Annotated in this window: 11 protein-coding genes and 1 other annotated feature; of the genes, 3 read left to right on the top strand and 8 right to left on the bottom strand. The window is 52.3% G+C overall.

Annotation, left to right across the window (positions count from 1 at the left end):
- Positions 1–195 precede the first annotated feature (195 nt).
- Positions 196–528: a binding site (T-box leader), on the top strand.
- Between the two features lie 132 nt (positions 529–660).
- Entirely contained in the window at positions 661–2,025 is a 1,365-nt protein-coding gene (locus HN413_13930) for a TrpB-like pyridoxal phosphate-dependent enzyme (GenBank protein MBT3391495.1), read from the top strand.
- Positions 2,026–2,136: 111 nt separating this feature from the next.
- Here the strand turns inward: HN413_13930 and HN413_13925 are convergent, their stop codons facing one another.
- From HN413_13925 to tpx, 6 genes are all read right to left on the bottom strand, one after another.
- Positions 2,137–2,637 (bottom strand): MogA/MoaB family molybdenum cofactor biosynthesis protein, encoded by a 501-nt coding sequence (locus HN413_13925; protein MBT3391494.1) that lies wholly within the window; start codon positions 2,635–2,637, stop codon positions 2,137–2,139.
- Positions 2,638–2,641: 4 nt separating this feature from the next.
- Positions 2,642–4,324: a PHP domain-containing protein gene (locus tag HN413_13920; protein MBT3391493.1), complete on the bottom strand. Its 1,683-nt coding sequence runs from the start codon at positions 4,322–4,324 to the stop codon at positions 2,642–2,644.
- Positions 4,325–4,501: 177 nt separating this feature from the next.
- Positions 4,502–4,870: a response regulator gene (locus HN413_13915; protein ID MBT3391492.1), complete on the bottom strand. Its 369-nt coding sequence runs from the start codon at positions 4,868–4,870 to the stop codon at positions 4,502–4,504.
- 10 nt (positions 4,871–4,880) lie between these two features.
- Positions 4,881–7,454, bottom strand: coding sequence for an endopeptidase La (lon, locus tag HN413_13910; protein MBT3391491.1), 2,574 nt, complete (start codon positions 7,452–7,454; stop codon positions 4,881–4,883).
- 34 nt (positions 7,455–7,488) lie between these two features.
- The gene (locus HN413_13905) at positions 7,489–7,911 is read right to left on the bottom strand and encodes an Hsp20/alpha crystallin family protein (protein ID MBT3391490.1); all 423 of its coding nucleotides are present in this window, start codon (positions 7,909–7,911) and stop codon (positions 7,489–7,491) included.
- A gap of 21 nt (positions 7,912–7,932) precedes the next feature.
- Positions 7,933–8,457, bottom strand: coding sequence for a thiol peroxidase (gene tpx / locus HN413_13900; protein ID MBT3391489.1), 525 nt, complete (start codon positions 8,455–8,457; stop codon positions 7,933–7,935).
- Between the two features lie 162 nt (positions 8,458–8,619).
- On the opposite strand from tpx, the gene HN413_13895 reads away from it, so the two are divergent.
- Positions 8,620–9,993 carry a DUF348 domain-containing protein gene (locus tag HN413_13895; GenBank protein ID MBT3391488.1) on the top strand — a complete coding sequence of 458 codons (1,374 nt, stop codon included), beginning with the start codon at positions 8,620–8,622 and terminating at the stop codon, positions 9,991–9,993.
- Positions 9,994–10,205: 212 nt separating this feature from the next.
- On the top strand, positions 10,206–11,516 hold the full coding sequence (locus HN413_13890) for an oligosaccharide flippase family protein (GenBank protein ID MBT3391487.1): 1,311 nt from the start codon (positions 10,206–10,208) through the stop codon (positions 11,514–11,516).
- Between the two features lie 171 nt (positions 11,517–11,687).
- Here HN413_13890 and HN413_13885 read toward each other — a convergent pair whose 3' ends face one another.
- Complete coding sequence (locus HN413_13885) at positions 11,688–12,665, bottom strand: hypothetical protein (GenBank protein ID MBT3391486.1); 978 nt, start codon at positions 12,663–12,665, stop codon at positions 11,688–11,690.
- A partial coding sequence (locus HN413_13880) for a hypothetical protein (GenBank protein MBT3391485.1) occupies positions 12,665–13,412 on the bottom strand: 748 nt, incomplete at its 5' end. The genes HN413_13880 and HN413_13885, both read right to left, overlap by 1 nt.

Below are 13,412 nucleotides of genomic sequence, written 5' to 3'. Positions count from 1 at the left end.
GGCAAATTTCATTGTAGCACAAATCTCTGTTGCTCAAGCATACAGTTATGTAGGGCTTGGCCGTATCCACAAAAAAAGATGTGGAACACTCATTGGCATTTTTGCGGATGTTCTATGAAGTGATAAAAATCATAACCGAAAGCCCTTGACAGAACCCCCTTCTCCACGGTATAAACTGGGCCAACATCTGAAAATTGAAATACTTTGAAGAGGAAGAGTAGGCGTCGAAACGACGGCTCAGAGAGCAAGGGAGCGGTGAAATCCTTGCCCGCACGCCGACACCGAATGGGCCTCAGAGTTGCAGGGCGAACGTTTTCCAACCAGTAGCCTGTGCCGGAGTTGCCACCGTTATCAGGGCAAAGTAGTTGACGCAGTGAAAACCTGCAAGACTACCACAAAGTGAGGCTGGCCTTTTGGGCTAACACCATGCAAATGGTTCCCGTCGTTTCACGACGGGATTTTTTTATTAACCAAGAGACCAATCTAATTTGGGTGGCACCACGGGAGCTTATGGCCCTCGTCCCTTTGTGGACGAGGTTTTTTTTGTTTAATCCGGAAAACAGGGGTATGTGGGATGCTTCGCATCCCACATACCCCTGTTTTCCGGCAAGTTTCACAAGAAAAATATTTTACCCATTTTTTTAATCCAAGGAGTAAACCATGTCTCAAACTAAATTCACACTCAGCGAAAATGATATACCCAAACAATGGTACAACATCAATGCCGATTCGCCCGTTCCACCCACCCCGGTGCTGAATCCGCAGACCAAAGAGCCGGTCACACCTGATTTCCTCTCGGTCTTATTCCCCATGGAGCTGATACTGCAAGAAATCAGCACCGAACGTTATATCGACATTCCCGAAGAAGTACGCGAAATTTACAAACTCTGGCGGCCTACCCCGCTGATCCGTGCCCGCCGCTTGGAAAAAGCCCTCGGCACTCCGGCGCATATCTACTTCAAGCATGAAGGCGTTTCGCCCTCCGGCAGCCACAAGCCAAATACCGCCGTAGCGCAGGCCTTCTACAACAAGGCCGCGGGCACCAAAGCCCTGACCACCGAAACTGGCGCAGGCCAATGGGGTTCGGCTTTATCCCTGTCTGGAAAATTCTTTGACCTGCCCGTTGAAGTCTATATGGTCAAAATTTCCTATCAGCAGAAACCCTACCGGCGCGTGCTAATGGAATCGTTTGGCGGCAAGGTCTACGCCAGCCCCTCCGAGCACACCCAGTACGGGCGTTCGGTTTTAGCCGAAACCCCCGATAGCCCTGGCTCGTTAGGTATTGCGATTTCAGAAGCCGTCGAAGCCGCGGCAACCTCCGGCGGAGCCAAGAAATACAGCCTGGGATCGGTACTCAATCACGTCCTTATGCACCAGAGCGTGATCGGCGACGAAGCCATAAAACAGATGGATTTAGCCGATGAATACCCCGATGTGGTGATTGGCTGTGTGGGCGGCGGCTCAAACTTCGCCGGGATCGCTTACCCTTTCTTGCGTGAAAATCTGCTCAACGGGGCCAACACCCGCTTTGTAGCCGTCGAGCCCACCGCAACCCCCACTCTGACGCGCGGACCTTATGCCTTCGACTACGGCGATACCGCACAAATGGCGCCCATCGTCAAAATGTTCACTCTGGGGCACGCTTTCGTACCGCCGCCCATCCACGCGGGTGGGTTGCGCTACCACGGCATGGCTCCCAGTGTCTGTGCGCTGGTCGATGCCGGTTTGATTGAAACCAAAGCCGTGCCACAATTAGCGACCTTTGAAGCCGCCCTGATGTTTGCCCATGCTGAGGGCATCATCCCCGCCCCGGAAACCGCACATGCCATCCGTACCGCAATTGATGAAGCCCTCGATGCCAAAGAAAAAGGTGAAAAGCGCACTATTCTTTTCAACCTGTCGGGACACGGCCACTTTGATCTCTCTGCCTACCAGGCCTATTTGAACGGCAGCCTGCAAGATTACGCACTGCCCGAAGAAGCCATCCAGGCGGCGCTGGAACAACTACCTGAAGTCAATTTGTAGGCATTTCGATAATCTCCTCCTACTAAAGCAACAGCCCCCGGATTTTTCTGAGGGCTGTTGTGATTCTGTTCTGAGAAGTGGTGTGGACTTGTTATGTCCGCCCCGCTTATTTTATATTTGATGGCCGGATTCGGCTTGCAAATCTTCCTGCAAGAGTTGAACAGCGTGGGGCAGCACCGGCAAGATAACAGCCAGGTTTTCGAGTGCGGCCCTGGGGCTGCCCGGCAAGTTGACGATAAGTGTACGCCCGCGGATTCCGGCTGCGCCCCGGGAGAGCATAGCATGGGGTGTGATCTGCAAACTGGCTGCGCGCATGGCTTCTGCCAGCCCTGGCGCGGGACGCTCGATGACGGCTTGGGTGGCTTCGGGGGTGATATCCCTGGGGGAAAAACCAGTGCCCCCGGTGGTCAGGATCACATCCAGAGCGAGTCCGTCGGCCCATTTTTCCAGAACAACCTGAATAGCGGCTAAATCATCTGGCACTACCCCCATCTCGGAGACAAGCCATCCCAACGAGAGAATTTTCTCTTTCAGGGCTGGGCCAGATGCATCCCGACGTTGACCACGCGCAGAACGATCTGAAACGGTCAGAATACCAACGCGCAGAGTCATCGCTTTATTCCTCGACCAGACCGACCACCTGTTTCCAGTTGCCGTGGATGCCATCGTCGGTGACGCCAAAATAGTAGCGTATATTGCCGCTCTTGTCGCGCTGCAACAGATCATACCGGATCACAGTCCGACTTTTCGGGGCAATCATACCCATATCGCCGTGCCATTTGATCTTGACCTGGGAAATATCGGGTGAAATTTTATCGTAATTCGTTACTGCATAGTGCCAGAGTTTGCGTGCCGATTTACGGGTTACATTCTGAACCACATTACCATTGCGTAGATCGCGCACGGTGTAATAGCGCACCCCCTTGCGTTCTTCAACACTAACAACTTCCACGCCTGTGCGCGGCGGCGCTTCGGGGTCGAGGTCTTTTTCGGGCATATCCGGGGCCGTGGGCTTCGAAACACCGACGGGGCGTTCACTCCGGCCCCGCAGCACCATATCAACAATTTCATCGCGCACTGCCATACCTGTTTCAGACTCGGCGCGCAGATAAATTTTACTATCATCAACCGCATACGGAGGGTCTTCACCACGCGGCACCAGTACGCGTATGATCTGCTTGTCTCCGAAATTATTCGTATCAATGCTGCAATTCAACGGCGGGCTGATGCGATCACTGATTTCTTTTTCCAGGCGCGTTATCTCTTGTTTAGCCGATGCAACCCCGGTGACAGACCGTCGCGGGTTACGGCTCATACCAATATAGAGCGTGCCGCCGTTGGTGTTGGCGAAGGCGCATACATCGGCGATGATGGCGTAGAGCTTACCGCCGCGCACCGTCATACTCTCGTGGAAATCTTGTACGATATTGGCACCTTCCTCATGTGCCGCCTGAACAAAATCGAACGCTGGCTCTGCCTTGGGACGATTAGGGCGCGTGCGGGCGAAATCGTTGCCCAGCATCAGGTCTTTGAGCGCTTCAAAAGAGAACTCCGATAAACGCACATCGGTAGCGCGATCGCCTACACCGAGGTTTTTATGCCGACTGGAATCTGCTTCAAGTCGATGGGCGTCAGAGCCTTGAATGCAATGCATACGCCGGGGGTATTCGGGCTTGCGCCCGCTGAAAAAGGCGGCTGTGCTGTGCCCACCTTTGCGATCCAGGTCGGTGACTTCCAATGCGTGCAAGTTAACATCTTGTGTGTAGGCAATTTTAGTCTGCCCGCCAAAACGGAAGCCGCGCATGGCAACGCCATTATTGGAGTTCGCATGAGCGGCAATCGCCAGCCCGCCCGCGGCGTTGATTTTTTGGTAGGCCATCAGTACATCGGCACTGGCGCCCACGGTGACGGAACCCTCATCGATTTGGTCAGATGGAATACTCAGATCAAGCAGAATGTGCTCGATTTCGCGAATCGGTTTTTCGGGAGGAAAAATCCCCAAAATATGGAATCCAAATGTGGCCGTGAATTCAAACCCAGGCAGAACGGCAATACGCTTAAGGAGGCGATTGTATTCTGTAAGACGGGCTTCTTCTTCAGGTAAAAGACGGTTCAGGCGTTGAAGCATCTCTAATTGTTGAATTTCTTCGACCATCCGGCGGTAACCCGCGACGGTATTATGGTCGGTAAACGCAATCATATCCAGCCCACGCGCTTCAGCTTTTTGTAAAATATCCAGATAGGTTGTATCTGGCTGCTGATAGTCGCTTGAAGCGGGTGTGTGCAAATGTAGGTCAATGGTGTACCACTTCATAGTGGTATTTGTTTTTTTTCTAGTCACGTTTTCACTCTAATAATCTCACGCACGGGTGCGAAGGTGTAAAATTCATTACTAAGACCTTCAATTCCCTGTGGTGAAAAATAACTTTTGATGATAGTTTGTCCCAATAATTTTCTGGGATTTGTTGTGGTCGGGTTATACTGCCAGAACATGGTTGATTAACTGGATAAGGTCGTCTGGCATATAGGGCTTGAGAATAAAGCCATTTGCGTTCCGTTTTTTACTTTCAGCTCTGAAGTCGATGCCTGAAGACATAATAATTCTGGTATCGGACAGATTAAAATTCTGGCGAATAGCATCGAGAAATTGAAAACCGTCAACGTCTCTTCCGGCATCATCCTTAAGATAAACATCCATAAGGATCAGATCCGGTTCTTCGCGCTGGATAGCTTCCAGAAAATCACCTTGTGGATTGGTGATAATTTCAAAACCCTCCATTTCCAGCAATGTTTTCAAGAGATTGACGACAACCTCATTGTCGTCAATAAGCATTAATCTACCCATACCCGATCTGCTATGCAGATGCCTCCTCGCTGGGGTTTTCTTTCGGCTTCTTGGAGCGTTTTTTCTTTGGTTTCGGCGCAGGTTCCAGGGCAGCGTTGATAGCATCTTCAACCGTATCGAGGAAAATAAAGTTGATTGCCTCGCGCACATCATCGGGCAGGTCATCCAGGTCTACATCATTGCGCTTGGGCAACAACACAGTCTTCAATCCCAGCCGGTGAGCCGCAAGTACTTTTTCTTTGATGCCACCTACTGGCAATACTTTGCCCCGCAATGTAATTTCGCCCGTCATCGCCACATCGGCGCGTACCGGGCGACCAGATACCAACGAAACAATCGCTGTAGCCATGGTCACACCCGCAGAGGGGCCATCTTTGGGCTGCGCGCCAGCGGGCACATGCAGATGAAAATCGGAATCGGCAAAAAAGCCGTCTTCCAAACCCAAAGCTGCAGCCTGTGAGCGCACAAAAGAGAGCGCCGCTTTGGCCGATTCTTTCATCACGTTACCCAGGGAGCCGGTGAGTTGAAAACCCTTGCCGCCGGGCATACTCGTAGCTTCTATAAACAACACGTCGCCCCCGGTGGGTGTCCAGGCCAAGCCGGTAGCCACACCCGCCAGCGAAGTGCGCTCAGCGATATCTTCCATGTCGCGGAATTTCGCATGTCCCAGATATTCTTTGACCTGCTCCGGGGTAATCGCGATCATTTCGGCGGCGCTACCCTCGGCGATTTGTGTCACTACTTTGCGGCACACCCCACCGATTTCACGTTCGAGATTCCTGACACCAGCTTCGCGGGTGTAGTAACGAATAATTTCCTGCAAACCTTCATCGGTGAAGCTAACCTCCGATTCGCGCAGGCTATTCTCACGCAATTGGCGTGGAACCAAGTATCCCTTTGCAATTGCAACTTTCTCGCGCTCGGTATATCCGGAAAGTTGGATAACCTCCATGCGGTCGAGCAACGGGCGGGGGATGGTATCGAGGCGGTTGGCCGTGGTAATGAACATGACTTCCGAGAGATCAAAGGCCACTTCCAAATAATGATCGCGGAACTCCACATTTTGTTCCGGATCAAGCACCTCCAGAAGCGCTGAAGCCGGGTCGCCCTGAAAGCCCTGGCTAAGTTTATCGATTTCATCCAGCATAAAGACAGGATTATGTGATTCAACGCGCCGCAATGCTTGCAAAATACGCCCTGGCAGCGCGCCAATATACGTGCGCCGGTGCCCGCGAATTTCGGCTTCATCACGCACGCCGCCCAGCGAAATGCGAATAAACTCGCGCTCTAGCGAGCGCGCAATGGATCGGCCCAGTGAGGTTTTCCCTACACCAGGGGGTCCGACAAAGCACAAAATAACACCTTCGCGCAAACGCCGGATTTCATCATCAAAGTCATCCTGAGCGGCAAATTCTTCACTGCGTTCCTGGCGAAGTTTGCGCACCGCTAAAAATTCCAGAATGCGTTCTTTGATGTCTTCCAGCCCGTAGTGATCCTCATCTAGAATTGTGCGGGCATGGGGAATATCAAGGTTGTCTTCGGTCGATTTCGACCACGGCAGCGAAACCAGCCAATCGAGATAGGTGCGAATGACACCATACTCGGCAGAGGCGGTTGGCAGCCGCGCCATACGTTCCAACTCGCGGCGAGATTGTTTGTCGGCCTCTTCCGGCATTTGAGCTTCATCAATCTTTGTGCGATATTCTTCGGCCTCAACAGATTGTTCATCGCCTTCGCCCAATTCGCGCTGGATGGCCTTGAGTTGCTCGCGCAGAAAATATTCCCGCTGTACTTTTTCGATCTCGGAGCGGGCTTCTTTCTGAATGCGCTGACCGATCTCCAGCACCTCTGCCTCGCGCGCCAGCAAAGCCACCAGCTTAAGCAATTTCTCCGAAACGGAATCCAGTTCGAGCAGTTCCTGGGCATCTTCGAGATCCATGCGCTGGAAGTTGGCAATCACATACACCGTCTGTAAAGGATCGTCCAGACTGATTACGGACTCAACCACCTCGCGCGGCAGCGAGGGGATCATATCGGCGATGCGCTCAAATTGATCGCGGGCATTGCGCGCCATCGCTTCAACTTCCAGATTATCGGTTTCAACTTCAGGAATTAGCTCGATTTCCGCTTTGAGGTAAGGTTCTTCTTCCACAAAGTTGGCAATCTTGAAGCGCGCCATCCCCTGCACCAGTAACCGGATCGTGCCATCTGGAACACGCAACATGCGATGGACAGTCGCCACTGTCCCCACAGTATACAAATCATCCGGGCCGGGGGTTTCATCTTCGGGGTTTTGGGCGGCCACCAGGCCGATCAGGCGCACATCTTGCGAGATAACCTCATCGATCAGGCGAATCGAACGCGGCTGCCCAATGGTCAGCGGAACAGCAGTTTCAGGGTAAACCACCAATCCCCGCAATGGCAGTATGGGCAACACAGACGGGATTGCGTCATTGGTCTGGAATTCATCAGCATCATCTACTGCGTCGCTACTGACTTCAGTAGCGACGCGAGTAAAGGTTGGCAGCAAGAAGAGTTCTTCAAAACTTAACTCTTCCTCGCCAAACCAGGATAATAGCTCCATAAGGTCTGAATTCCAACGAGAAGCTGGCATTTATCTACTCCCCAATTTCAATTTGGTGTGGCCTGGCCTTCGGTAACCGGAGGCGCAAAAAACCATCGTCATACGCAGCTTCGATCCCTTCGTGTTCAATTGCCCAATGCAACTCTACTTGTGTGCGGAACTCGCCGAAGTTAATTTCCATTTGATGGTAAGCGCGGCGCTCCGCTGTATCGGAGCGGGTACCCTGAACGGTCAGTAAACGATTTTCCAACGAGATCGAAAATTCCGCATCCTGCATCCCGGCAACTTCAATGCGCACAATCACCACATCTTCGAGTTCATACACATCCGTAGGCGGACACCATACCCGGGAACGCGAACCTACGCGCAAGTGGAGATGATTGATTTGTCCCTTGGATCCGATGGGGGAAAACCATTTTTCGCGAGACGTATCTTGCTTGGTTTCTTTAACTTTCATGGCCTATCTCCGTCACGCGGGTCAGGCTAAAGCAGCTTTTGCGGCAGCCAACACCTCAGCATAGTCGGGTTCTTCGCCGAGCACAGGCATATAGGCTACATAAACCAAACGGTCTGAGCAATCGACCACAAAAACCGCCCGCCGCAAAATGCGCTGGTCTTTTAACAAACAACCATACTTGACGCCGAAATCAGCCGTTTTATGATCGGAAAGCACCTGCACCTGTTCAATGCCTGCCGCGCCGCACCAGCGTTTTTGCGTAAAAGGTAAATCGGTGCTAATCACCAAAATGGTGATATCTTCGCTCAACGCAGCCGCTTCTTCATTAAATTTGCGCGTTTCACGATCACAAACGGAGGTATCCAGCGATGGTACTGCGGCAATGATGCGTACTTTGCCTTGAGTCTCTGCTAACCCCGTAAAATCTGCCCAATTTTGCGCATGCACCGTAAACTCAGGGGCTTTTTGCCCAACTTCCATATCCGGGCCAATTACAGTGGCAGCCTTGCCGCCAAATTGAATCAACCCTTCTCTTTCTATAACCATATCTTTCTGCTCCAATATTCCAATATCGTGTGCGATTATATCACTTTTCAACTTAATTGCGCCTTACCATCCCTGAGGCAGAACCAACTCCTACACAAATCTGATAGAATTGCGGGTATGCGCTTTCCAAAGTCTCTCCGTCTCTGGGGATTGGGTCTTTTTTTGGCGACTCTCCCCTTGCTGACACTGGTCTTCTTGCGCAAACCAGTGACGCTGGTCGTGGACGATCAGCCCTATCAGTTGCAAACCTATGCCCTGACGGTGGAAGGTCTGTTGAGCGCAGCGGATATTCAGATCAGTGAGGCCGATTTTATCCATCCGGGTTTAAATACCCGATTGCATAATGGGGATCAAGTTGTGATTCTGCGCGCGGCACGGATTCAAATCTCGGTGGATGGTCAAACGCACAACATGCTCTCAGCGGAACGCATCCCGGTGGTGATTCTGGCTGAAGCGGGTGTGAATCTTGGCCCCGGCGATCAACTCATTGCCGACGGGCTGCCCACCCATCTCGATCAGATGTTGCCTCCGGGGAAAGTCCACACTTTACAGGTGCGCCGCGCCAGTACGATTGTGCTGGAAGAAAACGGCGAAAGCGTCAGTTTCATATCGGCGGCGAGCACATTGGGCGGCGCACTCTGGGAGCAGGGCATCCGCATCTATGACAACGACCAGCTTGACCCCAGTCCCGACACGCCGCTCAACGGCGGCACAATCCCGGTAAAACTGACCCGCGCCCGGGAGTTGATTATTCAAACACAAGGGCATCGCACTCAAACCCGCTCTGTGGGGCCAACCGTGGGCGCGGCCTTGGCCGAGGTCGGCCTGGCCTTGCAGGGATTAGACTTCAGCCTGCCGCCCGAATCGGCGCCCCTGCCCGATGATGGCCTGATTGAAATCGTGCGCGTGCGCGAAGAAGTGCTGCTCGAACAAGCGCCCCTGCCTTTTGGCACCATCCAGCAAGCCCTGCCCGATGTGGAGATTGATAATACACTGATCGTCAGTGCGGGCGAATATGGCCTGACCGCCCAACGCGTGCGCGTGATCTACGAAGCCCGCCCTGGCGAGCCGGACTGGCAAGAAGTGGAGCGACAAGTAGAGGATGAGTGGGTGGCGCGCGAACCACAGCCGCGCGTGGTGGGCTATGGCACCAAAATTGTCATCCGCACCGAAAATGTAGGCGGTACGGCTATCGAATATTGGCGCAAAGTAGAAGTGTATGCTTCCACATATTCCCCCTGCCATCTGGGCATTCCCGATTATTGCTCCACAACGACCTCGAGCGGGGCGCAGCTTCAGAAAGGCATGATTGCCACAACGATCGAATGGTATCGCTATATGAAAGGGCTGCCGGTGTATGTGCCCAACTACGGCTTTGCCACCATCGAAGATGTGGGCGGCGGCCTGCCTGATCGTCACTGGATTGATTTGGGCTACAGCGAGGAAGATTTTGTCGGCTGGGCTGGCTGGACGACGATTTATTTTTTGACCCCGGTACCAGGCAATATTTTGTATATTTTGGAATATGGCGGGTAGAAAAAATAAATCACAAAGGGCACGAAGATGCCCTTACGTTTTTTTGCTTTCATCATCGAACCAAGAGATGTCGATAAAAGGGTATGCGTGGGGTGCTGCGCACCCCACGCATACCCTTTTTCGGAATTCTCTCTGCGCAGGCTTACGTGCCCTTCAGGGCATAGCTTGAGCAATTATCATATTTTCATAAGGATTCACGTTCTGCCCAGGCTATGACATCAAGCACATCATCTCCTAATTCGATCTTCGCCCGTCTCCAAAAGAACGTCCCCATTTTTCGCAGCCCTTCGGCTATGCAAGGCTATCTGGCTGCTATTGATCAGGGCATTATTAGTGTGGGTAATTTCCTGGCCGCGATCGCGCTGGCGCGGGCTGTTGACCCCACCGAATTTGGCGTCTACTCAGTAGGCTTTCTGCTAATCCATATGCTGCGCGCCGTGCAAGACGGGCTGATTATTCAGCCAATCAACACCTTTGGAGCCACCATGCCGCGGGAAGAATTTCGGCACTTTGTCAGCGCCAACGCCGTGCTGCAAATCGGTTTAGCGGCTGGCAGCGCAGGGGTCGCTGCCGGGCTGGGTTGGCTACTCATCCTGACAGGTAATGACACCGCCGGGCCAACTTTATTTGGGTTGTGGTTCGTATCCATCACTTGGCAGATACAAGAATTTTTTCGACGAATTTTCTACACCCGCAGGAACGTGCAACATGCCGTAATCAACACGACCATCGCCAACGGCGTGCGCCTGGGGGCAATGTTTGTCTGGCTGCGTTTGGGGGCGCTCAACAGCGGGGTAGACGGTCTAGATGCGATTGCCTGGGGATCGCTGGCAGCACTAATCGTGGGTATCTGGCAAACACGCAGCTATTGGACAAATGGCGCACTTAACCTCAGAGCTACACTGGCGCGAAACTGGCATTTTGGCCGCTGGGTATTGGGCGGATCGCTGGCAAACTGGGCGGCGTCGGAAATTTATCCTATCATCGCAGCGGGAATGGTCAATTTCGCCGCTGCGGGGGCATATCGCGCCTTGCAAACGCTGGTGGCGCCGGTGCATGTGTTATTACGCGCTCTGGATACTTTTTTTACACCGCGCGCCGCAGGCATTTATCAGCGTGATGGCGCGCCCGGCCTGAGCCGCATGTTACGCTGGATTTACTTCATCGCCGGCCTGCCCATTCTGGGTTTGCTGGTGGTTTCTAATCTTTTCCCCGAAACCTTATTGCGCCTGCTGTATGGTGAAACCTATTTGGTCTACAGCGGCGGCTTGATGTTGATGGCCTTGTATTATGGCCTGTGGTATGCCTACTGGCCACTGCAAATAGCCTTCAAAGCACTTCAAATCACACGCCCCATTTTCATTGCCAACAGCGCGGCGATTATAAGCATGTTCACGTTGGGATTCTGGCTGATCCATCGCTGGGGGCTTTATGGCGCAGTCGGCGGGCAGGCGCTGAATGCTTTAATTGTAACGCTGGTATTGTGGTGGGGGTGGAGGTTGGTGAGGGCAGATGAGCGATGACGGGCGACTACAATCATTAGCAAATATCCTATCACCATCAACCATCCGTCCTCTGTTTCCCATCATAAAATTTCACCATATACTCTGCTGCAAAAAGCTGTTGAGCAAGATGCCCCCCATATATTCCGGCGGAACCTTCCGTCTGGTGCTTTTTGCAGTGAAGTCACCATATTAATTTGTTTCAGTCGTGAACGGATAATCGACGATCAACGCATCATCCGCCCAGACGCGAAAAGTATAATCACCGTCTGCTAGAAAGAAGGTGTCCATTTCTTGTATGGTGAAAAATATGTCCATCATATCTGTAGCTGGATATTCATCATTAAGGGTGGATGACAGTTTTTCTGTTCGATGGAAGTGCCAACTTTTCACGCATTGCTCATCTCCCTGACGGCAAAGTTCAATATAGGTTTCGTGGGGATCAGCATACTGCACGGAAAAGTGAACGGTTCTGGTGGGTGCAGCGGATGGCACGATTAGAATATTCTCTTCTCCGGAGAAAGCCATCTGGGGTTCTTCGATGAAGAAATCAGCACTCGCTTCTGGTTCCACACTTTCGCCACCCGTGCGCGATGCAATCTCCAAGGGGATGAATTCGTCGGGTAGCCGTTCCTCCACAATTTCAGCCAAATCGATGGCAAGATCAAAGGTAGGTGGATACGAGTCGTAATAGCCCCCGCCTGGACCGATGTAAACCAGTGCATTGGCTTTGGTAAAAACCAGGGAGCGATAATCGAAGATCGTGTTTGTGCTTTTTGACCAGACGCCGATATCGGTAGGCTCATCGAAACCGACATCATTCATGGTCGTGAAGGCATTCGCATCTCCGGGGGTAAACAGCCTGGGTGCAAACAAAATAAAAATCCTGACTGAGCGGACATTGGGGTCTGTGCCACATCTAAATCCTGTATAACTCAGAATTCCCTGGGCAACCGGGCGCGTGATAATTGGGCCTTGCTGCCATTCACATAGGGGCAGCAGATCGTCGGCGGTCAACAGATAATCGCTGAGATGCGGATACGATGGCGCGGTTGCGCCCAAAGGACGAACGTCGGTTGGGTTGGTTGCTGGTATTCCCGAGGCTTTAACTTTGCCCCCAAAGGCCCAGCTCAAACACACAAATAACAAAATCGCGGCAAATTTTTTCATCAGTTATCCTCCTCGATCAGGAAAAACTCAATCTCGTCAACAAAGCGATCTTCCACAAATGCTCTGAGGGTATAAGAACCCGTGGGCAATATGGGTATATCTCCGGCTTCCCCTGGGGAAATGTTCATTCTCCCGGGGCCAATACCCACACTCTGTATTGAAGTTCCCTCCCAGGCGTAAATATATCGCTGTCCTTCTTGCCAGTAAAGCCCTACTTCCAACGATGAAACCCAGTCGCCCAGGAACCAGGCAGCCCCCAGGTAATTCTGGTCGCTCACACTGGCGCTGACCGGGTCGTATCCATATAGTTCTACACTATTTTCCATGCCCTCGTTGATCCCCAATTGAAGATCGTGCAAGGGCGATTCTCCCTGATGTCCCCCATCGAAGACGGGGGGCAAAACGATAGCTTGCGGCGGCTCGATCGTTTCAGGCAAACGCGCATAAATATTTTGCGCCATTTCTGCCATATTCGTAACGCTGCAATAGCTATGATAACCCGTGAAGATACTATTGCAATACAGATCAATCATTAGATTGCCTTTGGCAAAAATATAGCGGTCGAAAGGCCCCCGGCGAAAGGCGATTGAAGCATCCCCCACTGCGGGGGCATCACGGTGAAGGCTGTCGCGTGAATTAATCTGAAGTGCTTCACGCATCGATTCGTCTGTGAAGTTTTCTTCCACAATGGTCAGCTTATTGACTATCCACAGGCCCCCGCCGCTGCGTGTTGGCCCCTGTACAAAG

The organism is Chloroflexota bacterium, assembly GCA_018648225.1.
GTDB lineage: Bacteria > Chloroflexota > Anaerolineae > Anaerolineales > UBA11858 > NIOZ-UU35.
This window is presented reverse-complemented; position numbering and strand designations above follow the sequence as displayed.